Source organism: Hymenobacter ruber (assembly GCF_054783255.1).
The window spans coordinates 347,079-372,941 of sequence record NZ_BAAGQX010000002.1; the positions used below are offsets into that span (position 1 = coordinate 347,079).

General features: G+C 62.0%; 21 protein-coding genes. 10 read left to right on the forward strand and 11 right to left on the reverse strand.

The annotated features are described in order from the left end of the window. Window positions 1-103 precede the first annotated feature (103 nt). Window positions 104-1,573, forward strand: a complete 1,470-nt coding sequence (locus tag ACYVM5_RS02100; RefSeq protein ID WP_460616527.1) for a glutamate synthase subunit beta — start codon at window positions 104-106, stop codon at window positions 1,571-1,573. Between the two features lie 22 nt (window positions 1,574-1,595). Here the strand turns inward: ACYVM5_RS02100 and ACYVM5_RS02105 are convergent, their stop codons facing one another. From ACYVM5_RS02105 to ACYVM5_RS02130, 6 genes are all read right to left on the reverse strand, one after another. Continuing rightward, entirely contained in the window at window positions 1,596-2,765 is a 1,170-nt protein-coding gene (locus ACYVM5_RS02105; RefSeq protein ID WP_460616528.1) for a DUF4062 domain-containing protein, read from the reverse strand. Between the two features lie 75 nt (window positions 2,766-2,840). Further along, the gene (locus ACYVM5_RS02110) at window positions 2,841-4,385 is read right to left on the reverse strand and encodes a SulP family inorganic anion transporter (protein WP_460616529.1); all 1,545 of its coding nucleotides are present in this window, start codon (window positions 4,383-4,385) and stop codon (window positions 2,841-2,843) included. Between the two features lie 222 nt (window positions 4,386-4,607). After that, entirely contained in the window at window positions 4,608-5,777 is a 1,170-nt protein-coding gene (locus tag ACYVM5_RS02115; RefSeq protein WP_460616530.1) for an FAD-dependent oxidoreductase, read from the reverse strand. A gap of 31 nt (window positions 5,778-5,808) precedes the next feature. Continuing rightward, window positions 5,809-6,567 (reverse strand): helix-turn-helix domain-containing protein, encoded by a 759-nt coding sequence (locus ACYVM5_RS02120; RefSeq protein WP_460616531.1) that lies wholly within the window; start codon window positions 6,565-6,567, stop codon window positions 5,809-5,811. 101 nt (window positions 6,568-6,668) lie between these two features. After that, the gene (locus tag ACYVM5_RS02125) at window positions 6,669-7,691 is read right to left on the reverse strand and encodes an SMP-30/gluconolactonase/LRE family protein (RefSeq protein WP_460616532.1); all 1,023 of its coding nucleotides are present in this window, start codon (window positions 7,689-7,691) and stop codon (window positions 6,669-6,671) included. A gap of 159 nt (window positions 7,692-7,850) precedes the next feature. Then, entirely contained in the window at window positions 7,851-9,011 is a 1,161-nt protein-coding gene (locus tag ACYVM5_RS02130) for a geranylgeranyl reductase family protein (protein WP_460616533.1), read from the reverse strand. 106 nt (window positions 9,012-9,117) lie between these two features. On the opposite strand from ACYVM5_RS02130, the gene ACYVM5_RS02135 reads away from it, so the two are divergent. The 5 genes from ACYVM5_RS02135 to ACYVM5_RS02155 all read left to right on the forward strand — a co-directional run bounded on the left by ACYVM5_RS02135 (window position 9,118) and on the right by ACYVM5_RS02155 (window position 14,046). Next, complete coding sequence (locus ACYVM5_RS02135; RefSeq protein WP_460616534.1) at window positions 9,118-9,822, forward strand: GAF domain-containing protein; 705 nt, start codon at window positions 9,118-9,120, stop codon at window positions 9,820-9,822. A 208-nt stretch (window positions 9,823-10,030) separates the two neighbouring features. Further along, window positions 10,031-10,741 (forward strand): GAF domain-containing protein, encoded by a 711-nt coding sequence (locus ACYVM5_RS02140; protein WP_460616535.1) that lies wholly within the window; start codon window positions 10,031-10,033, stop codon window positions 10,739-10,741. A 54-nt stretch (window positions 10,742-10,795) separates the two neighbouring features. Beyond that, window positions 10,796-11,962, forward strand: coding sequence for a 1-deoxy-D-xylulose-5-phosphate reductoisomerase (locus tag ACYVM5_RS02145; protein WP_460616536.1), 1,167 nt, complete (start codon window positions 10,796-10,798; stop codon window positions 11,960-11,962). A gap of 146 nt (window positions 11,963-12,108) precedes the next feature. Then, a complete protein-coding gene (gene rseP, locus ACYVM5_RS02150) occupies window positions 12,109-13,455 on the forward strand; it encodes a M50 family metallopeptidase (RefSeq protein ID WP_460616537.1) in 1,347 nt (448 codons plus the stop codon). A gap of 87 nt (window positions 13,456-13,542) precedes the next feature. Then, a complete protein-coding gene (locus tag ACYVM5_RS02155; RefSeq protein ID WP_460616538.1) occupies window positions 13,543-14,046 on the forward strand; it encodes a DUF6702 family protein in 504 nt (167 codons plus the stop codon). Window positions 14,047-14,106: 60 nt separating this feature from the next. Here ACYVM5_RS02155 and ACYVM5_RS02160 read toward each other — a convergent pair whose 3' ends face one another. Beyond that, window positions 14,107-14,772 (reverse strand): DUF2461 domain-containing protein, encoded by a 666-nt coding sequence (locus ACYVM5_RS02160; protein ID WP_460616539.1) that lies wholly within the window; start codon window positions 14,770-14,772, stop codon window positions 14,107-14,109. A 204-nt stretch (window positions 14,773-14,976) separates the two neighbouring features. Then, window positions 14,977-17,445 (reverse strand): bifunctional YncE family protein/alkaline phosphatase family protein, encoded by a 2,469-nt coding sequence (locus ACYVM5_RS02165; protein ID WP_460616540.1) that lies wholly within the window; start codon window positions 17,443-17,445, stop codon window positions 14,977-14,979. Window positions 17,446-17,622: 177 nt separating this feature from the next. On the opposite strand from ACYVM5_RS02165, the gene ACYVM5_RS02170 reads away from it, so the two are divergent. The 3 genes from ACYVM5_RS02170 to ACYVM5_RS02180 all read left to right on the forward strand — a co-directional run bounded on the left by ACYVM5_RS02170 (window position 17,623) and on the right by ACYVM5_RS02180 (window position 20,940). After that, complete coding sequence (locus ACYVM5_RS02170; RefSeq protein WP_460616541.1) at window positions 17,623-18,384, forward strand: L,D-transpeptidase family protein; 762 nt, start codon at window positions 17,623-17,625, stop codon at window positions 18,382-18,384. Between the two features lie 56 nt (window positions 18,385-18,440). Next, the gene (locus tag ACYVM5_RS02175; RefSeq protein WP_460616542.1) at window positions 18,441-19,784 is read left to right on the forward strand and encodes a glycosyltransferase 87 family protein; all 1,344 of its coding nucleotides are present in this window, start codon (window positions 18,441-18,443) and stop codon (window positions 19,782-19,784) included. 61 nt (window positions 19,785-19,845) lie between these two features. Further along, window positions 19,846-20,940: a TolB family protein gene (locus ACYVM5_RS02180; RefSeq protein ID WP_460616543.1), complete on the forward strand. Its 1,095-nt coding sequence runs from the start codon at window positions 19,846-19,848 to the stop codon at window positions 20,938-20,940. Between the two features lie 118 nt (window positions 20,941-21,058). Here ACYVM5_RS02180 and ACYVM5_RS02185 read toward each other — a convergent pair whose 3' ends face one another. Further along, entirely contained in the window at window positions 21,059-22,495 is a 1,437-nt protein-coding gene (locus ACYVM5_RS02185; RefSeq protein ID WP_460616544.1) for a DUF5723 family protein, read from the reverse strand. Window positions 22,496-22,672: 177 nt separating this feature from the next. On the opposite strand from ACYVM5_RS02185, the gene meaB reads away from it, so the two are divergent. After that, window positions 22,673-23,653, forward strand: a complete 981-nt coding sequence (meaB, locus tag ACYVM5_RS02190) for a methylmalonyl Co-A mutase-associated GTPase MeaB (RefSeq protein ID WP_460616545.1) — start codon at window positions 22,673-22,675, stop codon at window positions 23,651-23,653. A gap of 15 nt (window positions 23,654-23,668) precedes the next feature. Here the strand turns inward: meaB and ACYVM5_RS02195 are convergent, their stop codons facing one another. Beyond that, window positions 23,669-24,070, reverse strand: coding sequence for a hypothetical protein (locus ACYVM5_RS02195; protein ID WP_460616546.1), 402 nt, complete (start codon window positions 24,068-24,070; stop codon window positions 23,669-23,671). Between the two features lie 238 nt (window positions 24,071-24,308). Further along, window positions 24,309-25,703, reverse strand: coding sequence for a chloride channel protein (locus ACYVM5_RS02200; RefSeq protein ID WP_460616547.1), 1,395 nt, complete (start codon window positions 25,701-25,703; stop codon window positions 24,309-24,311). Window positions 25,704-25,863 lie beyond the last annotated feature (160 nt).

The following is a 25,863-nucleotide window of genomic DNA, read 5'->3' on the forward strand; positions in this document are numbered from 1 at the left end:
CGACCGGAACCGCGCCTGATAAAACCTATTCTAAACGACATCAGCAACGACGAGACGCGAAGTGTCGCGTCTCTACATCGTTCTGACAATCCGACACCGACTAATGCCTAACCCCACCGGTTTCAAAGAATTCTCCCGCGAGTTGCCGCCCAAAGCCGCGCCGCAGGAGCGCGTGGCCCACAACCACGAATTCGTCGGCACTTATTCCGAAGGGCAGCTCACCCAACAGGCGGCCCGCTGCATGGATTGCGGCATTCCGTTCTGCCATTCGGGCTGCCCGCTGGGCAATATTATTCCCGAATTTAACGATGCTGTGCGCGAGGAGAAATGGGAAGATGCCTACCAGATTCTCAGTGCCACCAACAACTTCCCGGAGTTCACCGGCCGCATCTGCCCCGCGCCGTGCGAGGCGGCGTGCGTGCTCAGCATCCACAGCAGCCCGGTGGCCATTGAGGAAATCGAGAAGCACATCATCGAAATTGCCTTCGCAAAGGGCTACGTGCAGCCCACGGCCCCAGTCCTGAAATCGGGCAAGACGGTGGCCGTGGTGGGCTCCGGCCCGGCGGGTCTGGCCGCGGCGGCGCAGCTGGCGCGGGCCGGCCACACCGTCACGGTGTTCGAGCGCGATGACCGGCCGGGCGGCCTGCTCCGTTACGGCATCCCCGATTTCAAGCTCGATAAATGGGTCATCGACCGCCGCATCGACCTGCTGAAGGAGGACGGCGTCATCTTCCGCTGCCTCACCGAAATCGGCCGCGACATGTCGTTGGCCCAGCTCACCCGCGACTTCCACGCCGTGGTGCTGGCCGGCGGCGCCAGCGTCCCGCGCGACCTGGATATTCCCGGCCGCGAGCTGCCCGGCATCCATTTCGCCATGGACTACCTCACCCAGCACAACCGCCGGGTGAGCGAGCTGGACCTGCCCGACGCGCCCATCTGGGTAGAAGGCGAGGACGTGGTAGTCATTGGCAGCGGCGACACGGGCTCCGACTGCGTGGGCACGGCCAACCGCCAGCGGGCGCAGAGCGTCACGCAGTTTGCCCTCATGCACCAGCCCGGCGCCGAGCGCCCCGCCCACACGCCCTGGCCGCTGGAGCCGCACATTTTCCGCAGCAGCACCTCGCACGAAGAAGGCTGCCAGCGCTACTGGGGCATCAATACCAAGGAATTTCTGGCCGATGAGGCCGGCCGGCTCCGGGCCCTGCGCGTGAGCGACGTGACCTGGGAAACCGACGTCATGGGCCGCCGCATTCGCTTCGAGGAGGTGCCCGATTCCGACCGCGAAATCCCCTGCCAGCGCGTGCTGCTGGCCCTGGGCTTCACCGGCCCCCGCGTAGAAGGCCTCCTCAACGAGTTGGAAATCGACCTCGACCCGCGCGGCAACGTGCTGGCCGACGAAAAGACCTTCGTCACGAACCAGCCCAACGTCTTCGTGGCCGGCGACATGCGCCGCGGCCAGTCGCTGGTCGTCTGGGCCATTTCGGAAGGCCGCGAAGCCGCCCGGCAGGTGGATTTATTGCTGACGGGCAAGACCGCGCTACCGAGCAAAAATGCCGTGGGGATGTTTGCGTGAGGAATACGCTCCGATACTTAACTTAAGCTGAATACTTGTTGTGAAGAATTTCAATTTCTTTGCTATACAAGGCCATATCGTTATCATCAACACCTATGCTCAACGATATATTAAGCTTAATATCAGTGGCACCGCTCTCAACGTCGGCTTTTGCAGTGGCAAATCTATTTCTCAACTCCGCAGGAAACTCGCCCGTGCTTTTAATTGCTGAATTTGCTAGTTTCGCTAATTTATCTCGATAATCCTTGCAGTCATCTTGTACAGACGTGCAATTAATTTCAATCGACCAGTTGATTAGTTCTTCATATATTTTTGCATATGTTCTCGCCACATAATACAGACCACTTAAATCAGATGCTTGACCTGGCGCTCCTATAAAGTCCATAAATGCTCTGTTAATCAGCTCTGACAATGAGCCAATTAAGTTCATTAGGGCTTTCAAACGGCTCGAAGACCAGTCTGCAATTGCTTCATGCCCATTCACAACTGACTTTACACCATACCGAATATTGTATTTGTAGTCATTGAGAACAGATTCTTTCTTCTGCATCTCATCAATCAAAGCTTGCGCAAAGAACTCATATTCATATAATGTCTCCTTATCCAAGAGGATTTTAAGAGAATCATCCGAAATATCAAGTTTGAATATACTAGGAACTTGTCTTTCATATTTGCTGCGTATCCTCAGCGCATTTTTGAATAAATATGAAAATTGAATCTTAAGAATCGAAACTATATCTTGAGCTTTTTCAAATTCAAAAGTCCATAACTGTGAATTATCTCGAATATCACTAACAAATTCAAATATCTTAGTTGAATGTACAAACTTTGAGAAGTCCGCATCTTTATTTGCTTTCCAAAACGAAAGTGCAGAAATCGTCTTCTTATCAACAAATACAAATACTGGTATTCCTTTTTGCTTGGCAGTGAGGAATTCAGTATTAGTAATCGACTTGCCAGTTTCAATTATGTAACCGTACCGGCTACCCACAATAAGCACTAAAACATCGGCATTTTCTTTAACCGCGTTAATACAGTTTTTTACGGTGCTGTCTTGTGGATTAATTGGAAAGTTATCAAATTCTGAAAGAACAGGTGTATGCCCACTTGACTCAATAAAATCAGATAAATCCGCTCTGATTTGAGAAAGGTCGTAGCAAGTAGAACTTACAAAAACATTGAGCCTGTTCATTTTTAGAATTTTAAGATAAGATGGTTCTGTTCCACCAAGTCCCCGAATATACAGTGCTTAGTCCTCTTCAGCACATCAACCCGCCCGCTCCTCCCCCGCCACGATATACAGTGGGTCTTCCTCCACGTTCACATCAATAAGCGCCCCGGCGTTGCTCAGTAGCTGGCGGCAATCAGGGCTGAGGTGGCGCAGGTGCAGGGTTTTGCCGGCGCGGTGGTAGCGCTCGGTCAGCTTGTGGAGGGCGTCGATAGCGGACATGTCGGCCACGCGGCTGTCGCGGAAGTCGATGATGACTTCGGCGGGGTCGGTGGCCACGTCGAACTTCTCGCCGAAGGCCTGTACTGAGCCGAAGAAGAGCGGGCCGTAGATTTCGTAGTGTTTGGCGCCGGCCGCGTCGAGGTGGTGGCGGGCGCGGATGCGCTTGGCGTTTTCCCAGGCAAAGGCCAGCGCCGACACGATGACGCCCAGCAGCACGGCCAGCGCCAGGTTCTGCGAAATGGCCGTGACGAGCGTGACGAGCAGCATCACCCCCACGTCGATGCGGGGCATGCGGCGCAGGATGCGCAGGCTGGCCCACTCAAACGTGCCGATGACGACCATGAACATCACGCCCACCAGCGCGGCCAGCGGCAGCCGCTCGATGACGGGTGCGCCCACCACCACGAACAGCGCCAGCGCCACCGCCGCCACCACGCCCGACAGTCGCCCGCGCCCGCGAGATTCGAGGTTAACCATCGTCTGGCCAATCATGGCGCAGCCGCCCATGCCGCCCGTCAGGCCCGAGGCGATGTTGGCCAGGCCCTGGGCCACGCAGTCCTGGTTGCCGCGGCCGCGAGTATCGGTCATTTCATCCACCACGGTGAGGGTGAGCAGGCTTTCGGTGAGGCCCACCAGCGCCATGATGAAGGCGTAGGGTAGTACCAGCGCCAGCGTGGCCCAGCTCAGCGGCACCTGCGGCAGGTGCAGCGTGGGCAGCCCGCCCGCGATGGAGGCAATGTCGCCCACCGCCTTGGTTTGCAGCCCGCCAAAAATCACGAGCGCCGACGTCACCACAATGGCCACCAGCGAGGCCGGCACCGCCTTCGTGAGGCGCGGTAGCAGGTACACAATGGCCATCGTGAGGGCCACCAGCCCCACCATCAGCAGCAGCGCGTTGCCGGTGAGCCAGTGCTCGGCCCCGGCCGCGTCGCGCACCTTGAACTGCTCCAGCTGAGCCATGAAGATGATGACAGCCAAGCCATTCACGAAGCCGTACACCACCGGCTGCGGTACCAGCCGGATGAATTTGCCCAGCTTCAGCAGCCCGATGGCAATTTGAATCAGGCCCATCAGCGCCACGGCCAGGAACAGGTACTCGGGCCCGTGCTGCTCCACCAGCGCCACGATAACCACCGCCACCGAGCCCGCCGCGCCCGAAATCATGCCCGGCCGCCCACCGAAAATACTCGTGATAAGGCAGATGATAAACGCCGACCCAATGCCCACCAGCGGGCTGATGTGGGCCAGCAGCGCGAAGGCCACCACCTCCGGCACCAGGGCCAGCGCGGTGGTCAGGCCGGCCAGAATTTCGTTTTTAGGATTGACTTTGTATTGCGAGAAATGCGCGGAAAGTGAAGGCATCAATAAGCGGAGAAAAAGGCAAAAGAAAAGCCGCACGCTTCCGGTGGGAAGCGGCGGCGCAAGGGTTTCGGGCCTATTCTCAGGGTGGGGTGAGCTGGAAAATAACGCGGGGGAAGGACGATGAAGCGGCCCGCAAAGGTACGGCCGATGCGAGTTTAGGAAACCCAACGGCCGTCATGATTCGCGGTGCGCTGCCTGACGGCCGTTGGGTTTCCAGTCATGCTAATCAGTAATTTCATTGCTGCTGAACAGGCCCACCAAATATCCTAGCGCCCCCGGCGCGTGGAGCGCCGCGGTCTGTTCCAGCGTTTCCTGCGCTACGGCGGAGGCGCGCTGACGCATTTGCTGCTCGTAGTGCGCAATGGTGGCCTGCTCGTCAGGGAATTGGCCGTTGGTGAGGCATTCGCTCAGCTCCAGCGCATCCAGCATGGCCATGTTCACGCCTTCGCCGGCGTAGGGCGGCATGAGGTGGGCGGCGTCGCCGAGGAGCGTAAGGTTGGGCTGGGCGGGCCATGTTTGGTCCAGCGGCATGCAATACTGCGGGCGGGGCACGCACGGCTTTTCCTGCTGCTCAAACAACTCCTCCCAGATGCCATCCCAGCCCGCAAACTCCCGTCGGAACCAGGCCCGTACCTGCGCGGTGTTGGCAAAGTCGATACCGCTGGTGCGGGCCCAGGTTTCAGCCGTTTTACAGCCGGTGTAAAAATTCAGGCTGCCGTCGCCTTTTGCGCTTACCACCAGGGTTTTGGAATCATCCAGCGCGAATACTTTTCCGCCCTGCGCCAGCGCGTGGAGGCGGGGTGCGTGGCGCGCCGAATCGGCCACGCTGCCTTCCACTATCGTCACACCCGAGTAAAATGGCTTGATGGGCGTGAGCAGCGGGCGAATCCGGGAATTAGCGCCGTCGGCCCCGATGAGGATGTCGGCCGTGGCCGTCGCGCCGCTTTGGAAGGTCAGCTGCCAGCCCGCGCCCAGCAGCTGCACCGAAGCCAGCTGACGGTCCCATACCACCGTGCCGGGCAGCAGCGAATCCAGCAGCAGGTCGCGCAGCGGGCCGCGGTCGATTTCAGGCCGGAAAGAAGCATCGCCGAAGGTGGCATGGCCCTCCTCGTGTTCGTCGAGCACCACGGTGGCGTGCTTGTCGGTCAGGCGCAGCTTGTCGGCCCCCGGCCGGTAGCGGGCCTTGAACTCTTCCAGCAGGCCGGCGGCGCGCAGGGCGGCCAGGCCCGATTCGTGGTGCAGGTCCAGCGTGCCGCCCTGCACCCGAACGGTGCGGTTCTGGTCTCGTTCGTACACCTTCACCGCGGCTCCCTTTAGCTGAAGCAGGCGGGCCAGCGTGAGGCCGCCGGGGCCACCGCCCACGATGGCTACTTGTTTGTTTTGCAATAACATATCCGAACAATTTTTAAGATGCGGAACAAAATTATTGCTTCGGCAAAGCGGATAATTGTATAAATCGGTCGTCTTGGTTGCGGGCCAGTTCTTTGGGCACTACCCCGGCGTATTTTTTGATTTCCCGAATAAAATGGGCCTGGTCAGTGAAGTTTTCCTCGGGGAACAGCCGACCCGCTTTCAGGTGCCGAAACGAGGCCCGAAACCGGAGAATACTGCTGTACGCTTTCAGCGAAAGACCAAACTGCTGCGTGAAGTACCGGTTGATTTGCCGGCTGCTCCAGCCGGCTGCTTCAGCCATAGCCTCTACCGTTAAGGTGCCGTTGGTGGCGTAGAGCTGGTCGCACAAAATCTGTTTCCGGGCATCAATTTTAGCGGGCAGCAACTGCTCGATGTGAGCCGATGCTTTGGCGCAGAAACCGTCGAAGTCAAGCAAATCAGCCTCGCTGAGGCCCAGGTAATCGGGAGCTAGCTGACAGCCGCTTTCCAACAAATCGGCCAGCCCCACCGGCAGCAGGTATTCCGCCGCCAGCAGTTTCCAGCTGATAGCAAACACCGTCCGGTGCGGCGGAATAACCTGCGCGCTGGGCTGTGTGTCCAGCCCGCGCAGCGTCACTTGGTAGGGCGCGGTGGCAGAGCGGGAAAAGAACACATCAACGCGACCATCGGGGATGAGGACCATGTTTTGCGCCGTCTGAGCGTGGCTGGTCAGCATCCAGAAGCTTTCCACAAATGCGGCCAGCACGGCTGGTGGTCTCACTTCCCGGTATTCGATGTCGCTGAAAGGCATGCCTGATAAGACGGATAAAGCAATTTTTTCCTTCACGCGCCTTACCAGGCCACGGAGCTTTCGCCGGAAGAATCTGCCGCCGGTTCCAGCCCCAATCCGGCCTAGAACACCGCTTTCACAATCTTAAACCGCGGTGCAGTAGCACTATAGGGATACAGCACATAAGCATCGGAGCCGCGCTTGGTGATGGTGGTGGGGCTGACTGCGCCCGTGGCAAAGCTACCTGTGGAGGCCGTGTTGGCCCAGGCATCGGCGGTGGTCATGCGGTACACGGTGCCCTGGCTGCCGGCCACTACCAGCAGCGTATTGTTATCGAATAGCAGCAGGCCGTCGGCTCCGGTGAGGTTTTGCGATTTGGCGACCGTGGTGAAACCGGCGGGGTTGCTGATGGGCACTTTGAACAGGGTGCCGTCGCTGGTTTTGGCCGTGAGCAGGTAGCCATCGGGGTGGTACACGATGCCATTCAGGCCAAAGCCGGTGCCGCCGCTCAGCTGCGCGTTTTCCAGAAACACGCTGGCATTGCCCTGCAAATCCACTTTGTAGATGATGGGCGACATGCTGTCGGTGATGTAGGCGTTGCCGTCTTTGTCCACGGCAATGTCGTTGGCGAAATGCATCTGCGAGGACCGCAGCGCACCCAAATCGACAAAGCTGGTGAGCGCGCCGGTGCTGGTGTTGAAGATGGCCAGCGCAGCCAGCTTGCCCTTTGTGGGCGCGTTCACCACGCTGGGGTTGAAGCCGTTATCAGACACAGCGGCCAGCAGGCGCTGGCGGCCGGCATCGAGGTTGAGGCCGATGGTGGAAATGAGTCTATTATTGGAAATCGACTGATTATCCTTGCCAAACTCCGTGTAAGTACTGTCGTCGCGCACGGTGCCGACGGTGCCTTTGGCGCGGGAGCTGACGTAGAAGCGCTTGTTGGCCTCATCCCACTGAATGCCTTCGGGGTAGATGCCGGCCTGCCGCACGGAGATTTGGGCGGGCGCGGCGGGTACCGCAATCGGCTCGGAGTCTTTGGAGCAGCCGGGCAGCAGTGTCAGTAGGCCCGCCGCCAGGGCCGTCAGGCGCGCAAAATGGGGCAGCGCAACGCGCGAGGCAGAGTTCGAAAAGGGGTTATTAATCATAACAAGCAAGAATAGTGGTCAATGAATGAGCTATTTGCTTGTACGAACCCAATCCGGCCACGGCTGACCATAAAGGGGTTATTCAGATGAAAAGCGGATTAAAAGCGCGTTAAAATCAGCGCTAATGCTGAGGCAGCAAATGACAAATTGCCTCTGTCCCTACCCTATCGCCCGCTGCACCCACGGCTTCAGGCCCGGCACGCGGGCCAGGCGCACAGCCGCATTAACCAGCCACGCTTTATCGCTAAGAAAGCGCATCAGGCGGTAGCTTTTGGCCAGCTTCCGGCCGATTTTATGGGCTACCTGCGCATCGTATTCCCGCATGAAGTCGGCGCTGAAATCCTGCTTGGCGAAGCAGGCCGCCGCCTGCGCCCCGGCCAGAATGCCGCTCTGAATAGCCGTATCGATGCCGTGGCCCTGCAAAGGGTCAATCAGCGAGGCTGCATCGCCGCACAGCATGAACCGGTTGCCGCTGATGCTTCGCTCCCGCCCGCCGCCCAACGGCAGACCGAAACCCACAATCGGCCCCAACTGCCTGGCCCCGGCAAAACGGCCGGCCAACTCGGGGTGCGTGGCCAGCATGCGCGTCATCACTTCCTTGAGGTCGACTTTGTGCTTCGCTACTACTTCGGACAACATACCCAGCCCCACGTTGTAGCGCCCCGCGCCCACCGGAAACAGCCAGACGTAGCCCGCCAGATAGTCGCTGCTGAGGAAAAACTCGGTGGTGCCGCTGCTGGCCCCGGCCACGTTTTCGTAGTAGGCCCGCACGCCGGCGCAGTGGTGGGCGCGGTCGAGCGGCGCGGGCAGCAGCTTGCGGCCCACGGCGGAGTTGGCCCCATCGCAGCCGATGACCAGTTGGGCGGTGATTTCGCGGCCGTCGGTGGTGGTCAGGCGGGCGTGGCCGGGCTCAATCTGGATGGTTTTGAGGCCGGTATTTTCGAGAATTTCGGTGGTGGAATGCTGGCGCACCAGCTCCAGCAGCGCCGCATCAAACGTTTCGCGGGGGCTGTTGAAGCTGGGCAGCTTCCATTGCAGCGTGAGGCTGGCGCCGCTGGGGGCCACGAGGCGGGAATCGCGCACATCATCGCGCGGCTGGAGCTGCCAGAGGGCCTCCACAAACGCGGGGTCGAGCTGGCGCAGGGCTTTGAAAGCGTGGCCAGGAACGGCATCGCCGCACACTTTATCGCGGGGAAATTGGGACTTGTCGAGCAAGGCCACACGCAGGCCGCTGTGGCGCAGGGCCAGGGAGCAGGCCGTGCCCGCCGGCCCGGCCCCGACGACGGCCACGTCGTAATCAAATGAAGAAGAAACCGGCACGAGGCCAAAGGTAGCAGCCGCGTCCGGCCGGTGGGCCGCCATGCGGGCTGCCCTGCCACATTTTCGGTGGTTTTTCGTACATTCATCTGCACTTCATTCTTTGGCCTTGACTACTCTACCGAACATTCTGCTTCCGGCCGATGACGCGGCCCGATTGCAGGCCCTCAGCCGCTACCAACTGCTGGACGCGCACCGCGAGCAAATCCTCGATGATGTGGTGGCCGCCACCGCCCACCTCTTCCGGGTTTCCAACGCCATGCTCACCATGGTGGAAGGCACCACGGTGCTGCTCAAAGCGCCCTACAACCTACCCGTGCCAATTGAACGCCTGCCGCGTGAGCAAAGCCTGTGCTCGGCCACCATCCTGCAAAACGAGACGGCCGTGTTTGAAGACCTCAATCAGAAGAGCGCGCCGGGCGTCGATATTTCGTTGATTCTGCAGCTGGGGCTGCATTTCTACGCCGGCCACAACCTGCGCACAGACGACGGCTACAACATCGGCACACTCTGCCTCTTCGATGGGCCGCCCCGCCACTTCCCGTCTGCCGAGCGCCACCTGCTGAGCCAGCTGGCTGCCCTGGTGATGCACCTGCTGGAACTACGCCGCGTCATGGGGCCACATTCCGGCCTCACGGCGCTGCTGTGGGGCACCATCTACCGCAGCATGAGCGAGCAGCTGGCGGTGCTCAGCAACCTGGCCCGGCACGCGGTACCGCCCGATGGCCCGCTCGCGCCGGCCGTGGCGCAGGAGGCGAGCAGTATCGTGGCCAACCTCGACCAGCTGGTGGCCAGCACCCTGCGCCGCAAGTAGCCGCACCAGTGCCAGCGGCCGAAGAATTATTCCGGGCCGGCCGGGGTTGAGGTTGAAAATCGCCGCCGCATCCCGGAGCAGTTACGCAACCCTAGTCCACTGCCCGGGGTACATGCAGTACCTGATAGCTCGGCGGTACCGGCATCCGCCGCCCGGCCAGCCAGCACCATTTGCTTCTTCCTGGCCGCGCCCCCTTACCTATTTTATTTTGGTTGATAATTCTACTTCCCTGATACCGGCCAACGACGCGGCTCGTCTCCACGCGCTCGAAGGCTACCACTTGCTGGACGCACGCAGCGAAAAAGTGCTGGATGATGTGGTGGCCGCCACTGCCCGGCTCTTCGGCGTTTCCAACGCCATGCTCTCCATTGTGGAAAAGGACGAAGTGCTGGTGAAAGCGCCCTACAACCTGCCGGTGGCCATCGAGCGGGTGCCGCGCGGGCAAAGCATGTGCTCGGCCACCATTTTGCAGGACGAAACGGCGGTGTATGAAAACATGAACCTGGCCAGCGCCCCTGGCGTTGACATTTCCCTGCTTCAGCAGCTGGGCTTGAGCTTTTATGCCGGTCACAACCTGCGCACCCCCGAGGGCTATAACATCGGCTCGCTGTGCGTGTACGACGGCCCACCCCGGCAGTTTTCGCCCATCGAGCGCGAACTGCTGGCCACTTTGGCCGGCCTGGTGATGCGCCTATTGGAGCTGCGCCGCACCCTGGGCGCGCACGCCGACAGCACCGCCGTGCTCTGGAACCCCGTGTACCAGGCCATTGGCGGGCAGCTTTCCCGCCTCAGCGCCCTGGCCGAGCGCACCACGCCCCCCAGTGGTCCCGCCCAGCTCACGGAGAGCGTGGTGGCCGAGGTAAAATCCATTGCGGGCGTGGTCGACCAGTTTGTGACGGCCACCCTCAAGCGGGTGTAGGCCCATGAGCGCGGGGGCAGCGTACTTTTGCGCCGTTTCCGTGTTTGCATCATTATGCTTGAAGAAAAGAAGGTAAAAACGCTGGCGCTGCTCGGCGCAACGGGCTCCATTGGCACGCAGGCGCTGGAAGTGGTGCGGCAGCAGCCGGGCCGGTTCCGGGTAGCGGTGCTTAGCGCGCAACGGCAGTGGGAATTGCTGGCGCAGCAGGCCCGCGAGTTTCGGCCCGCCGCCGTGGTTATCGGCGATGAAAGCTGCTACCAATCCCTGAAAGCGGCCCTCGCCGACCAGCCCGAAACCGAAGTGCTGGCTGGCCCCGCCGCCCTGGCCGAGGTGGTGACGCGCCCCGAAATCGACATCGTGCTCACTGCCCTCATGGGCTACGCCGGACTGCTGCCCACGGTGGCCGCCATCCGGGCCGGCAAGGACATTGCCCTCGCCAACAAGGAAACCTTGGTGGTGGCCGGCGAGCTGATTACCAGCCTCATCCGGCAGCACAACGTGCGCCTGCTGCCCGTCGATTCGGAGCACTCGGCCATTTTCCAGTGCCTGGTGGGCGAGGAAGCCAACCGCATCGAGAAAATCATTCTCACGGCCTCGGGTGGCCCGTTCCGGGGCCGCACGGCCCAGCAGATGGAGGCAGTGACCAAGGCCCAGGCCCTGAAGCACCCGAACTGGGAAATGGGCGCGAAAATCACCATCGATTCGGCCTCGCTCATGAACAAGGGCCTCGAAGTCATCGAAGCCAAATGGCTGTTCGGCCTGACCAATGAGCAGATTGACGTGGTGGTGCACCCCCAGAGCATCGTGCATTCGCTGGTGCAGTTCGAGGATGGCTCGCTAAAAGCCCAACTCGGCCTGCCCGACATGAAGCTGCCCATTCAGTACGCGCTGGGCTACCCGCAGCGGCTGGCCAATACCTTCCCACGCTTCTCCTTTCTCGACTACCCCACCCTCACCTTCGAAGCGCCCGACCGGGCCGCATTCCCCAACCTGGAGTTGGCCTTCGGGGCCATGCGGCGGGGCGGCAACGCGCCCTGCATCCTCAATGCCGCCAACGAAGTGGCCGTGGCCGCATTTTTGCGGGAGCAAGTCGGCTTCCGTCAAATGTCAGACCTCGTGGCTGAGTGCCTGGCGCGGGTATCGTACCTTGCAGAGCCGATATTGGCCGACTTGGTGGCTACCGACGCGGAAACGCGCAGGTTGGCCGAAAGCCTAGTCTGACCACTTTTGTCATGCTGACGAATGAAGCATCTTATCACGGCTGCTTTCGTCGGATTTACTCATACATGTAGCGCAAGCGTGATAAGGCCCTTCGACCTCGTTTAATGCGCGACATGCTCACGATAACAGATTAATTAAAATTCCCCTTGGCTATCCTCACCATGATTGGCCAGCTTGTGCTGGCACTTTCTATCCTCGTTGGCTTGCACGAATTCGGCCATTTCGCCTTCGCCAAGCTCTTTAAAATCCGGGTCGATAAGTTCTACATCTTCTTCGACTTTCTGTTTCCGATGCCCAACGTGGCCAACTTCGCGCTGGTCAAGAAGAAGATTGGCGAGACGGAGTACGGCATTGGCTGGTTCCCACTGGGCGGCTACGTGCAGATTCACGGCATGATTGACGAGACGCAGGACGCCTCGGCCCTGGCCGGCCCGCCGCAGCCCGACGAGTTCCGCGGCAAGCCCGCCTGGCAGCGTCTGCTGGTGATGCTCGGCGGCATTATCATGAACGTGATTCTGGGCATCATCATCTTCGGGGCGATGACGTTTCACTACGGCGACACGTTTCTGCCGGCTTCGGAGGCCCGCTACGGCATCCTGCCCAACGGCCTGGGCCGCGAAATCGGCTTCCGCACCGGCGATAAAATCGTAAAAATCAACGGCCGCCCATTTGATGAATTTGATGATGTGTACAAGCCCGAGGTCATCATGGGCGACAATTCTTACTACACCGTGGAGCGCAACGGGCAGCTGGAAGACATCAAAATCCCGAAGAACTTCCTCGACAAATTCGGTAAGCAAAGTGCCGACAGCCTGCTCGTGCGTCCCCGCGAAACCTTCGCCGTGGACCGCGTGACGCCCGGTGGCAACGCCGCCAAAGCCGGCCTGCAGGTAGGCGACGTGATTACGAACGTGGCCGGCCAGCCGGTGCAGTTTTTCGACGAACTCCAAGCCGTACTGCTGGCCAACAAGGACAAGACCGTACCCGTGCAGGTGCAGCGCGGCGGCCAGCCCCTCACGCTGAATATTGCCGTGACCAGCTCGGGCCGCATCGGCTTCGAGCGCAAATCGACTTTGCAGCTCGGTACCCGCAAGTACACGCTGGCCGAGTCCATTCCGCAGGGCGTGAGCAAGGCCTTTGGGGTGATTGGCCTGCAGGCGCGGGCCTTCGGCAAAATTTTCAAGGGCGAGGCGTCGGCCTCAGAAAGCCTGGGTGGGCCGGTTGAAATCGCGCAGCAATTTGGCGGCATCTGGGATTGGCAGCACTTCTGGGGCCTGGCCGGCGGCCTGAGCATGGTGCTGGCGTTTATGAACCTGCTCCCCATTCCGGCCCTCGATGGCGGCCACGTGGTGTTCCTGCTCTACGAAATGATTCTGCGCCGCAAGCCGTCGGATAAGTTTCTGGAAGGTGCCCAGCGCGTGGGCACGGTCCTGATTCTGGCCCTGATGGCGTACGTCATCGTGTTCAAGCAGGTGATGAAGCTGTTCCACTAAACGGAACCGATAGGTTATCCAGAACGTCATGCTGCGCGAAGTCGAAGCATGACGTTCTTTTTTTTTCACTCAATCAGTTTCTCGCCCATGCGCCTGCTCACCCTTCTCGCGGCTGCGCTGCTGCTTTTTCCGCTGGCCGGGGCCGCGCCGGCGTTCCACGCCTACCACTCCACCATCACGGAGCTGCGCTACAACGCGGCCAAAAAGCAGCTGGAAATCTCAGTCAAAGTCTTCGTTGATGACTTCGAGAAGGCGCTTTCGCAGGGCCAGCCCACCCGCGTGAACCTCACCGACGCCGGCCCGCGCCCGCTGGTGCTGGCCGACGCCTACTTCCAGCGCACCCTGCAGGTGAGCGTGACGAGCGGCAAGCCGCTGCTGCTGCAAGTACTGGGCATGCAGGCCGAAAACGACGGCTGCTGGTTCTACTGCAAAGTGCCCCTGCCCGGCCCGGTCACGGCCGTGAAGCTGCGCCAAGCCGTGCTGCTCGACACCTTTGCCGACCAGATGAATATTGTGAACATCGAAGCCAACGGCAAGAAGCAAAGCGCCCTCTTCCGCGCCGGCCACGAGGAGGAAACCATCGGCTGGTGACGTAGCGCGGACTTTTAGTCCGCGCATGGCATCGTTGAACTCGCGAACTAAATGTCCGCGCTACGCCTCTATTGCGCCGCGCAGGAACTGGCAGAACGGCACCATCGCCGCAAACACGTCCACGACATGGGCCCGAAAATCGGCGTGGCTCAGCACATCGGCATCGCTCAGCTGGTGCGTGGCAGTGAAGCTTTTATGCTTGAGCAGTTCGATTTCGGGATGGTCGACGGAATAGGCGGCGGGAGACTTTTTGAGCTTGTCGCCGCTCATGGTGCCAAAGTAGCGCTGGAAATCCGGCGCGGCCAGAATGGCTTTTAGCTTATCAGCGTTGTAGTCGATTTCCTGACGGATGGCGGCCAGCTGCGTTTTATCGGGCATATAGAAACCGCCGCCGATGAGCGTATTACCGTTCGGGCCAATTTGGACATAATACCCGGGCGTTTCGATATCCTTGCCGCTGGCAGTGAAATAGGCCGAAAAGTGGGTTTTGTACGGGTCCTTGTTGTTGCTGAACCGCACGTCGCGGTAGATGCGGAAGATGCTTTTGCGGCCTTCGGGGCCGGCGATGCCCGGGTCCAGCTTGGCTAGTTCCTGATACCAGAATTCGGCATCTTCCTCAAATTGCTTGCGAAGCTGGTCGTAAGTGGCCTTGCGCTCCTGAAACCAGGGCCGCTCGTTGTTTTTGGTGAGGGCGGTGAGGAAGGCGAAGAGGGGTTTGAGCTGCATAGCTTGAGAAGTGTAGTCAGTCAGACTCCCCTCCTTGATAAGGAGGGGATGTTTCAGCGAAAGCTGAAACGGGGGTGGTTGTGGCGTGTGAGAGTCGTTGAACAGCTTCGGCAGGCTTTCGTTCGGGATTCTCTTAATGTGATAACCACCCCAGCTGCCGCGAAGCGGCAGCGTCCCCTCCCTGGTAAGGAGGGGAGTTTTTATTCAATCATCCTCCCCTTCCTCCTCGTGCTCGGTCTTGGCCTCGCGCAGAAAAGCAGCGCGGCGCGGAGCAGGCATGTGGCTGTTTTCGCCCCGAATGGCCTGCCAGATGTTCTCGTTGAAAGCCAGGTCCGGCGCGGCGTCTTCGCGGGTCATGTCAAACTTGAGGGAGCGGCGGGCGGGGGCGTTGAAGGCGGTGTTGCGCACGTCCTGCGGCGTGGTGGCGGGGCGCAGGGTGTAGGGTTTGAAATCGGGCTTGACCGTGAAGCAGGCCCAGAGCGGCAGGGCGGCGGCATCGTACTGGCTCATGGGCGGCAGGCCGAGGATGAGCTCCAGCGTGCGCAACATGCCGGAGGTGGTGTAGGCGGTGTGCACCACGGCGTGGCGGCGGATGTAGGGCCCCACGAGGTAGGCCGTGGAGCGGTGCGCGTCGATGTGGTCAGGGCCGTTCTGGGCGTCGTCTTCCACTATCATCACCACTGATTCTTTCCAGACGGCGCTTTTCGAGAGGTGCTCGATGAGGCGGCCGAGGGCCAGGTCGTTGTCGGCGGCGTAGCTCAGGGGGCTGAGTTCGCCCTTGCGGGCGCCGTAGGTGTGGTCGTTGGGCAGGCGGATGATGCTGAGGTCGGGCAGCTGGTTGGCGGCCACGAGGCGGTCGAAATCCTGCTCCCAGATTTGCTCGCGGTCCACGTCGCGCACGTGTAGGTCGAAGCCGGCGTAGGGCTCGCAAAAGTGGCCCTGGAGGGCCGGCACGCTGGCTTTGCCCTTGTACACAAACTCGCCGTAGCTGCGGAAGCTGCGGCCTGCCCGGCGGCAATAGTCCCACAGGAAGCCGTCTTTGGGCTCGGCCACTTCGCCCCGGTTGCCTTCGAAATCGTAGTTGCCGCCCCGGCCGCTGTAGCTGACCGGCCAGTTTTTCTCTACATAATCGGTGGCATAGGCGGCCGTGCTCCAGTTGTGGCCGTCGGCACTTACCTCGGCATCCACGTAGAAATTATCGAGCAGCACAAACTCCCGGGTGAGGGCGTGGTGGTTGGGCGTTACTTTTTCGGGGAAGAGACAGAGGCTGGCATCACCGTTGCCGGCGGGCAAATCACCCAAAACCTGGTCATAGGTGCGGTTTTCCTTGATGATGTAGAAGACGTGCTTGATGGGCGAGGCCCCGCCCACGCGCTGGGGCACGGGGCTGCCGGCGGGCACATCGGGCGCGGCCTCGCGGGTTTTGGTGAAGGGCGTGTTGGCATAAACCTGGGCTGAGAAAGCAGCCAGGGCTTTTTCGTCGGGCACGGGCAGGCGCGAGAGCGAGCCCAGCAGCAGCCCGCCGATGTAGCCTTTGCCCTTTTCGCCGTCGTCGCGCACCGGGTTGGGGCCGTCGGGGTTGGGCTTGGAAGTGCTGCCTTTGCCGTTAGCAATCAGGAGCTGGTTGCCAACCACACGCACTGCCGTGGGGTACCAGCCCGTGGGGATAAAGCCCAGCGGCCGGCTGACGCGGGGCTCGCGCACGTCGAATACGGCCAGGCAGTTGTTGTCGGCATTGGCGATAAAAAGCTGGCTGTCGTCGGCGCTCAGGGCCAGGCCGTCGGGCGTGCTGCCGGCGGGCGAGGCGGGAAACAGGGCCGTGTTCAGGGTCTCGGTGACGAGGCCGGCGCGGGTATCGATGACGGAAACCGAGTTGCTGTTGGCGTTAGCCACGAAGAGGCGGCCATCGCGGGTCAGGGCAAGGTCGTTGGGGTGACTTTCGACGGGAATCGAGGCCAGTAATTGCTGCTTTTCGGTGTCGTAAATCGCCACCGCGTGGCCGCCCCAGAGGGTGATATAAAGCCGCGAGCCGTCGGGGCTGAGCAGGGCACCGTAAGCCTCGGCCGGCAGCCGGAGGATGTGCAGGATACGGCGCGTTTTCAGGTCGAAGGTGTAGAGCGAATTGTCCTCCCGCGTCACGGCGTAGAGCGCGTTGCGACGGCCATCGACGGCGAGGCCGGCCACGCCGATTTTCTGCTTCGGCCACTTCTGGCCCAGCACGTAGGCACTGTCGGGCTGGAGTTTTTGGCCTTCGATGCGGAAGCAGTGAATGCGGTTGTGCTGTCCGCCGGAGGCGTAGAGCGTGCGGCCATCGGGCGCGAAAGCGAGGCCGGCCCAGGCGGCCGGCACTTCCTTGGTATCGAGCAACTGTCCGGTGGCGGCGTCGAGGAGCTGCACCGAGTTTTCGCCCCAGCCGGCGTTCACTACGGCGGCCAGGCGGCCATCGGGGCTGGTTTGCAGGCTCAGGGGCAGGTCGCCGAGGGGCGTGGTGGTGCCGGCAGGGCTGAGCTTCCAGCCGTTGGAAAGCTGCGTCTGGCTGGTGCCGGCGATGGGGCCGGGCAGCACACCGGGCGCTTCGGGCGCGGCCTTGGTGCTGGGGTTGCCGGAGCAGCCAAGCAGGGCCAAAAGCGACAGCAAGGGCACGAAACGCGGGTATTTGATGGAAATCAGCATAAGCAGGCGGCCGGACGGAGCAACACCCGCGCCGGCCAACGCGAAGGTAGCGGGTGGGCTCCGCTGCGCCCATTATGCGGGCGTTACCGATGCAGCGCCGAAAGTTTTACCGTTGGGTTAAAATAGAAACTCCTGAATGCCGTTGTAGGCGCATTCCTCTTCATTCCGGTCCGTTTTATGCTGCGTCGACTCTCGTGCTGCGTGCTGTTGGTATTGCCCGTTTTTCAGCTGCTGGCCCAGTCCTGCACCCCTCCTGCTGAGGGCTTGCCAGGCACGAATTCGGCGGATTTCTGGCGACAGCAACGGCAGTTTCCGCGCGTGCGGGCGGCCGAAGCGGCTACCGGCCCGGCTGTGGCCAATCTGCTGCGCACCCACTACCTCGACCCGCACCGGCTGGAAATTATGTTTCGCATGGTGAAAACGCGGGTGGAGCTGGAAGTGTGGGCGCGCAACCGGGGTGGCGGGCCGTTTGAGCTGCTGCAAGCCTACCCGCTGGCGGCCACTTCGGGTTCGCTCGGCCCCAAGCGCCGGGCCGGCGACTACCAGGTGCCGGAGGGCTTCTACGAAATCGACCGCTTCAACCCCAAGAGCAACTTCCACCTCTCGCTGGGCCTCAACTACCCCAACGCTGCGGATTTGGCGCTGGGCGAGCCCAACCCCGGCGGCGACATTTTCATCCACGGCGGCGCGGCCAGCATTGGCTGCATGCCCATTACCGATGCCGGCATCGAGGAAGTGTACCTACTGGCCGTCACGGCCCGGGCGGCCGGGCAGGCGGTGATTCCGGTGCACATTTTCCCGTTTCCAATCACGGAGGTTGAGTTGGCCAAACACGCCACGAGCCCGCACCTGGCCTTTTGGCGCGGGCTGATGCCGGGCTACGCGTATTTTGAAAAGCACCACGAGCCGGCGGAGCTGATGCAACTGGCCGCGAAGTAGCGCGAACTTTCGCGGGGCAGCATTTCGGTTATGGTTCGCGCTGCTACCTTGCCGCCGTGCCGCGCTTATTCCTGCTCTTTCTGGTTTTAATTGCCCTGTTCAACGTCAGCCGCGTGCTGCGCGAGCCCCGCCCGGATGCCGACCGGCCCATGGATTTCCGTACCTGCTACGTGGGCCAGGCCGTGCTGCGCCAGGGCCAGAACCCCTACAACGATGCCACGCTCAAAAGCGGCTGGCAGCGCATCATTCGGCAGGAAAACATCCGCAGCCGCACCCAACCGGGCCTGCCCAACCTGCCCTTTCTTTACCCGCCGTGGGCGGCGGGGCTATTTGGGCTCACCATCGGCCGGCTGCCCTATTCGCTAGCGTGGCCGTTGTGGTACGCGCTGGCCCTGCTAAGCCTGGTGCTGCTGGCAAAGCTGTGGCCCAAAGCGCTGCGCGTCAAAAAGCCTGATACCCTGCCGTGGTGGCAGTTTCTGCTGGCGGCGGTGGCGCTGAAAGGCACGGTACCGGCCCTGCTCACCGGCCAGCCCACGTTTGCGGCGCTGGCGCTGGGCGTGGGGGCGCTGGCGGTGGGCCGCGGGATGCAGCCTGCTGCTGCTGGCAACGACACTATAATTGAACAACCGGCGACAGTCATTTCCGAAGCTGCACCAGTCTCACAAATTGCGGGCACAAAACCGCTTTGGCAATCAATTCTGGCCGGGATTCTGCTGGGCCTGGCTGCTTTCAAAGTCACGCTGCTCCTACCGTTTGCCGCGTGGTTTCTCTGGAAAAAGCAGTGGCTGACGCTGGCCGTGGCCGCCGCCGTAGTGGCGCTACTGAGTGCGGTGGCATTCTGTTGGGCCGATTATCCAGCCGATTTATTGCCCACCTACCACAACCTGGTGGCCCAGGTCCGCGCCCAATCCTTCGACCCTGCCGACCCTGACTATCCCCTCACCCAGGGCCTGACGCTGCGCCTGGAGCTGGGCAACGTGCTGGAATGGCTGCGCCCTGGCAGCAGTCCCTGGCATGCGGTACTGCACGGGGCACTATGGCTGGCCGCCGGGCTGCGGCTGCTGTGGCTCCGGCGGCAGCAGGTGTTGCTGACTGACTGGCAGCTGTTTCTGGTGCTGAGTACGCTCACGCTGCTCACCACCTACCACTTGTATTACGATGCCATTCTGCTGCTGCCGCTGCTGCTTTTTGGTCGTTTCCTGTCGCGCCGGTGGCAGTGGGGGCTGCTGGTGTTAATGCTGCCTTTGCTGCTACCGCTCAATGGATTTGCGTTGGCGCTGGGCAACCCGGCGGGGCTGCATTTCCTGTATTTCCTGCCGCCGCTGGGGTTGCTGGGCGTACTGTTGCTGCTGCTGGCGCGCCCAGTTAGGCTGGCAGAGGATTTGCCGGGCCGCTTGTAATGCTACACCACCCGGCACGGTTTTTTCGTTAACTCCGCATTACCAATTGCCTCCATTGCCCATGAAACGCCTTTTGCTTGCCCTGCTGCCGCTGCTGCTCACCCTGGCGGCCCGTGCCCAGCGCCCCACCGACATCTGGTATTTCGGCCAGCAGGCCGGCCTCACCTTTGCCGATAGCAACACGCCCAAGCCCCTGAACGACGGCAAGATGAGCACCTACGAGGGCTGCGCCGTGGCCACCACTGCCAAGGGCGAGCTGCTCTTCTACACCAACGGCGAAACCGTGTGGAACCGCAAGCACCAGCCCATGCCCAACGGCCGCAAGCTGATGGGCAGCGGCAGCAGCACCCAGTCGGCCCTCATCGTGCCCGACCCCGGCTCGGGCAACGTGTTCTACATCTTCACGGTAGCGCCGCAGGGCACGCCCAACGGCCTGCGCTACTCCATAGTAGACATGACCCGCGACGACGGCTTCGGCGACCTGCCCCGGGTGAACCTGCTGCTCATTCAGCCGGTGGCCGAAAAGCTGGCCGCCGTGCGCCACGCCAACGGCCGCGACACCTGGGTGGTGGCCCACCGCTGGAACTCCAACGCCTTCGTGAGCTACCTCGTCACGGCCGATGGCGTATCGGCCAAGCCGCTGATGAGCAACGTGGGCAGCATGAACGCCGGCCCCGGCCGCAACGCCATTGGCGCGCTCAAATTCTCGCCCGATGGCAAGCACCTGGCGGCCGCTCTCTGGCGCGAAACCAACAAGTTTGAAATCTATGATTTTGACCGCAATACCGGCAAGGTGAGCAACCCGCGCAGCTTCGGGCCTTTTGCCGAGGCGTATGGCGTGGAGTTTTCGCCCGATGGCACGAAGGTGTACGGCACCTGCAACGGCACCGGCGGCGGCGAAACTCAAATCTGGCAGTTCGACCTCAAAACGAAGGATAAAACGCTGGTTGGCAAGTCGGCCAACCGCAAAATCGGGGCGCTCCAGCTCGGGCCGGATGGCCGCATCTACGTGGCCCGCGAGGACAACCCCAACCTCGGCGTTATCGAGCAGCCCAACGCCCTGGGCAAGGACTGCAAGTACGTAGACGAAGGCCTGAAGCTGGGTGGCCGCCGCAGCAAGCTGGGTTTGCCGGCGTTTGTAGTGGTGCCGAATTAGAAGGGTAAGGCTGTCATCCTGAGCGCAGCGAAGGCCCTTCTCACGCCCGCATGATTCGGAACAACGTGAGAAGGTCCTTCGCTGCGCTCAGGATGACAGTCCCACCTCAATCCACCGGCTACTCGCTGGCTCCAATCTTGAAACGCAGCACGCCGAAAGCCACCGAGCTATACGGCGAGTCTTCGCTGAACAGACCCACCACGTCGCGGGTGCTGATGCCGGCTTCCCAGATGGGTGACACGATGGTGAGGCCCAGCGGCAGGCTCTTGCCGTAGCCCGCGCCGCCGGTGAAGCCGCTGCTCAGTTTCAGCCAGTTGAGGGGTTTGTAGTCGACGCCCAAGCCGACGAAAGTGGTGGTGAGGTTGCCGGCCACCTTGTTGAGGGGCGCGGTGACGTCGAGGCCGGCTTCGAAGAATTTGTTGATGCGGATGCCGCCGCCCAGGCGCAGCTTGGCGGGCAGGGCGGCCGTGCGCTCCTTGGCCGTGGTGTAGGTGAAGAGGTTTTGCTTGTCGGTATCGAACTGCGAGCTGATTTCCTTGAACACGTTGTAGGTCTGCACACCGGTGGAGGCCGTTTGTTGGAGCTTCTGGTCGGAGGCTTCGAGCACGTTGCCGGTCCAGGTCATCGAGCCCATATCGGTCACGGATGCGCCGAAACGGAATATTTTGCCGATTTCGGCCGATACGCCAGCGTCGAAGCCGTTGCCGTGGCCCACCGGTTTCAGGCCCGAGCCCGACTCGTAGTTGAAGTTGGACGCGTTGGTAGCCAGCGCGCCGTAGTCCACATCGAACACCGGCGAGAGCGACGTGTAGGCCGTCAGGTTGCCGCCGCTCACCCGAATATCGGCAATGCCGATGCCCTGAATGTAGCGGTAGCCGGCGCCCAACGACACCTTAAGGCCATCATTATGAAACACCTGAATGCCGTAGGCCACGTTAAATTCGTTGGTGACGGCCGCCTGAATGCTGGTGCCATCCAGCACCGTGGAAATGAGCGGCGCATTGGCCGCCGTGGGCGTGGGCGTGCCGCTGGTATTGGGCGTGGGGTAATACTGCTTCACCACGGCGGCGTTCTGGCCATTGATGATGATGTCGGCGGCGTTGCGGTTGAGGGCCAGGTGGCCACCGATGCGCTGCCGGCTGCTGAAAGCCAGCCCGCCCAGGCCGTTGGGCAGCGTTACGGCAAAGCCAAACAGGTTGGTGTCGAGGTTCAGGTTGAGCACGTTGTCGCCGCTGAGCTGGTCGACCAGGGTGGCTTTTTCGGCGGGGCCGATGCTCTGGCTGCCGTCGTAGAGAATGTGCTTGAAGGTGGTTTTGCTCAGCGACTGCGACCCGATGCCCGCCCCCACTTCGCCGATGGTGAAGGCGACGCGGAAGTTGGTGCTGCGGCCCAGGTTGGCGGGGTTGATGCCGATGGCCTGGTAGTCGGTGGCAAAGGTGTTGATAACGCCGCCCCGGCCCGTGGCCGAGAAGTTGCTGAGCTCATTTTGGGCGAAGGCGGTGGCGGGCAGGGCGAGCCCGGCGGCCAGTGATAAGAGACAGTAAGGGACTTTCATGCAGAATTACGCTAAGGGGTGGCGAGGATGCGGACGCAAAGAACCCAGCGCCGGCCCGCCCGCCCAACTGCAGTCGGCCAGCGCGCCGGTAGCGTCGACTATTCGCGCCTCATGGCCGTACTGATTGTCGAAACGCCCGTTCTTTGCATTTGCAAGCTAACGCCAACCGCCCAAACATTGCCACCCAAACGCCTTTCCGCCGCCGAATACGCCGCTGGCATCCGGGCCGGCTCCCGCACGGTGCTGGGCCGCGCCATTACCCTCGTCGAAAGCACGCTGCCCAGCGACCACGCCCTGGCCCAGGAAGTGCTGCAGGCGGTGCTGCCGCACACCGGGCGCAGCTTGCGGGTGGGCATCACGGGCGTGCCGGGCGTGGGCAAAAGCACATTTATTGAGGCGTTGGGCCGGTTTTTGGTCGAAACCAAGGGGCTGAAGCTGGCCGTGCTGGCCGTGGACCCCAGCAGCCAGCGCGGCGGCGGCAGCATTCTGGGGGATAAGACGCGGATGCCCTGGCTTTCGGCCCAGCCAGCGGCGTTCATCCGCCCTTCCCCCGCCGGCAGCAGCCTGGGCGGGGTGGCGCGGGCCACGCGCGAGGCTCTGCTGCTGTGCGAAGCAGCAGGCCACGACGTCATTATTGTGGAAACGGTGGGCGTGGGCCAGTCCGAAACCACGGTGCACGGCTTGGTCGATTTCTTCCTGCTGCTGATGCTGGCCGGGGCCGGCGACGAACTGCAGGGTGTGAAGCGCGGCATCATGGAAATGGCCGACGCCCTGTGCATTACCAAAGCCGACCACGGCAACGAGCAGGCCGCCCGCCGCGCCAAAGTGGACTACCAAAGCGCGCTGCACCTGTTTCCGGCGCCGCCGTCGGGGCAGGTGGTGCCGGTGTTGCTCACCTCGGCGGTGGACGGCACGGGCATTGGGGAGGTGTGGGAGGTGATTGAAAACTATGCCGCCGCCACCCGCGCCAGTGGCTATTTCGGGCAGCGGCGGCAGCAGCAGCAGTTGCAGTGGCTGCACCAAAGCATCGCGCAGGCCCTGGAATCGCGCTTTTATGCCGATGCCAGGGTGCGGGAGCGGCTGCCGGCGGTGCAGGCGGCCGTGGCCGCCGGCCAGCTCACGCCCTTCGCGGCGGCCGAGGAGTTGCTGGGACTGTAGCGGGCCAGGGGCGGCTTAGAGGGCGGCCAGGCCGTTTTCGACGCGGTGCGTGGTGGTTTCGCGCACGGCGATGGTGGCCGCGCCGGGCACTTTGTTCTCGACCTGGATGGTGTAGCGGTAACGGTCGGGCCCCACGCGGAGGGTGAGGGCGTAGCGGCCGCTGGGCAGCGTGTTGAACTTGAGCCGGGTGCCGTAGGCGGGCAGGCGGTGGGTTTCGTTGAGGATGGTGGTGGCGGTGCCAAGGTTTTCGACCCGCATGGAGATGGGCCGGCTGAAGGCGTTGTAGATGCGGACACGCAGGCTGGCGGCATCGGGCTGGGTGACCTGCACGGGCTGCGGCTGCTGGGCCTGAGCGGCGAAACCAACCACGGTGGACAGGGCGAGAATGGCGGGGCGGAAGTGAGCGGAGAAGTTCATGTTAACAAGCGAAAAAAGGTGGAGAATGGATGTGGTGTCCCACGGCCGGTGTCCGGTTCCGAACGGTTGCGACCCGGGGGCACTATACTAACTCCCATCACTATGCCATTTTTTCAACTCATTAAAAATCAAAATCATATCTCAATAAACCGCTGCTTAGAAACGCAAAAAACCGTTCAAAGCCGGGCAGGTGCCCGATTCCGAACGGTTCGTGTGGTGTCGGGGCGTGAAGGGCCGCTTATATCTCGTAGAAGAGTGAGGTGGCGGGCTCGCGGCGCTGGTCGAGTGTTTCGCGGATGAAACCGGTTTTGAGGTGCTCGTAGAGCGAGTGGCGGTCGACCACGGCGGCGATGCCCTGGGCCAGCAAGCCGCCGAGCAGCAGCTGGAAGATGGCCCCGTGGCGGTCCGTCATTTCGAGCACCAAGATGGCGGCCGTGAAGGGCGAACGCACCACGCCGGTCAGAAAGCCCACCATGCTCACCAGAATGAGCAGGTTGCGGTCGGGCACGGCCACGCCCAGCACCTGCCCGATGCCATCGCCCAGCAAGGCGCCGGCGCTGAGGGAGGTGGCAAACACGCCGCCCGCGCCCCCGCTGCTGTAGCTCAGGGCCATGCCCACGAAGCGCGCCGGGAACAGGTACCACGCCGTGAGGCCGTCGTTCTGAAACAGCAGCCGGTTGATGATGGGCTTGCCGGTGCCCACGCCATCCACACCCACGGCGTAGGCTAGGGCGGCCAGCAGCAGCCCGCAGCCCAGCACCCAGCCGGCCTGGGCGGGCAGCGAAACGAAGCGTTTGCGAAAATTCCCCAGCCAGAGCAGGGTTTTGGCAAACACGGCCCCGGCCAGCCCGCACAGCACGGCCACCAGCATAATGGTGGCCGTGAACCAGCCGCCAGGCGAGGTGATTTTGGGGTAGCCGAGGTACAAGTACGGCCCCAGAAACTGCTGCGCTGTAAGCCCGGCGATGATAACGGCCGTGAACACGGCCATGCGGAAGCGCGACAGGTGAATCTGGGTCAGCTCCTCCACCACGAACACGATGCCGCCCAGGGGCGTATTGAAAGCCGCCGCCAAGCCCGCCGCGCCGCCCGTAACCAGGGCAATCTGGCGCGAGAGCTGGGGCCAGCTGGCGGGTTGGAGGCGGTTGATAGCCCGGAAAATGGCGGCCGAAATCTGAATGGTGGGTCCCTCGCGGCCGATGACGCCGCCGCCCAGCAGCAGAATCACGCTGCTCAGCACCTTCACGATGGCCACGCGCAGGCCCAGTAGGTGCACCGTGCGGGTGTGGTGAATGGGGTTCGATAGCTCGATGCCGGCCATGACCTGCGGGATGCCGCTGCCCCGCGCCGCCGGCGCCCACCGCTGCACCACCAGCCAGGCCAGCAAAAAGGCCAGCGGCGTGAGCCCAAATGCCAGCAACGGCTGCTGCCGCAGCCAGCTGAAGCTAAGCTGCTCGGCCCAAACGAATAGCTTTTCGTAGCCCACGGCCATCAAACCTACCAGAAACGAGGCTAGCCAGAACGGCAGACTTTGCAGAATCAGCTTGCGCACCCGCTCGGTGTAGAGGCGGCGAATAATGCGTTGGTCGAGCCAGGTGAGGGTTTGTTGGTACAGCGAGGGGGCTTCGGGCACGGGGAGCAGCGGATGGTACGCGGGCAAAGGTCCGGACCAGTCCATGAACAACGCGTTAGCTACGCGGCCGGAAGGGGCCGGGGCCGACGTTAAATGCCTCGGCTGCGGCCCCTATTTCTGATTGTCCGTAGCTTGCCGGGCCTTTCCCACCGCTTTTCTG

Excerpts from the sequence above, each read along its gene's own strand:
- ACYVM5_RS02160 (WP_460616539.1), bottom strand. The coding sequence starts at position 14,772 with ATGCAGCTCAAACCCCTCTTCGCCTTCCTCACCGCCCTCACCAAAAAC.
- ACYVM5_RS02110 (WP_460616529.1), bottom strand. The coding sequence starts at position 4,385 with ATGCCTTCACTTTCCGCGCATTTCTCGCAATACAAAGTCAATCCTAAA.
- ACYVM5_RS02185 (WP_460616544.1), bottom strand. The coding sequence starts at position 22,495 with ATGAAAGTCCCTTACTGTCTCTTATCACTGGCCGCCGGGCTCGCCCTG.
- ACYVM5_RS02145 (WP_460616536.1), top strand. The coding sequence starts at position 10,796 with ATGCTTGAAGAAAAGAAGGTAAAAACGCTGGCGCTGCTCGGCGCAACG.
- ACYVM5_RS02165 (WP_460616540.1), bottom strand. The coding sequence starts at position 17,445 with ATGCTGATTTCCATCAAATACCCGCGTTTCGTGCCCTTGCTGTCGCTT.
- ACYVM5_RS02105 (WP_460616528.1), bottom strand. The coding sequence starts at position 2,765 with ATGAACAGGCTCAATGTTTTTGTAAGTTCTACTTGCTACGACCTTTCT.
- ACYVM5_RS02195 (WP_460616546.1), bottom strand. The coding sequence starts at position 24,070 with ATGAACTTCTCCGCTCACTTCCGCCCCGCCATTCTCGCCCTGTCCACC.
- ACYVM5_RS02100 (WP_460616527.1), top strand. The coding sequence starts at position 104 with ATGCCTAACCCCACCGGTTTCAAAGAATTCTCCCGCGAGTTGCCGCCC.
- ACYVM5_RS02125 (WP_460616532.1), bottom strand. The coding sequence starts at position 7,691 with ATGATTAATAACCCCTTTTCGAACTCTGCCTCGCGCGTTGCGCTGCCC.
- ACYVM5_RS02155 (WP_460616538.1), top strand. The coding sequence starts at position 13,543 with ATGCGCCTGCTCACCCTTCTCGCGGCTGCGCTGCTGCTTTTTCCGCTG.
- ACYVM5_RS02180 (WP_460616543.1), top strand. The coding sequence starts at position 19,846 with ATGAAACGCCTTTTGCTTGCCCTGCTGCCGCTGCTGCTCACCCTGGCG.
- ACYVM5_RS02170 (WP_460616541.1), top strand. The coding sequence starts at position 17,623 with ATGCTGCGTCGACTCTCGTGCTGCGTGCTGTTGGTATTGCCCGTTTTT.
- ACYVM5_RS02115 (WP_460616530.1), bottom strand. The coding sequence starts at position 5,777 with ATGTTATTGCAAAACAAACAAGTAGCCATCGTGGGCGGTGGCCCCGGC.
- ACYVM5_RS02120 (WP_460616531.1), bottom strand. The coding sequence starts at position 6,567 with ATGCCTTTCAGCGACATCGAATACCGGGAAGTGAGACCACCAGCCGTG.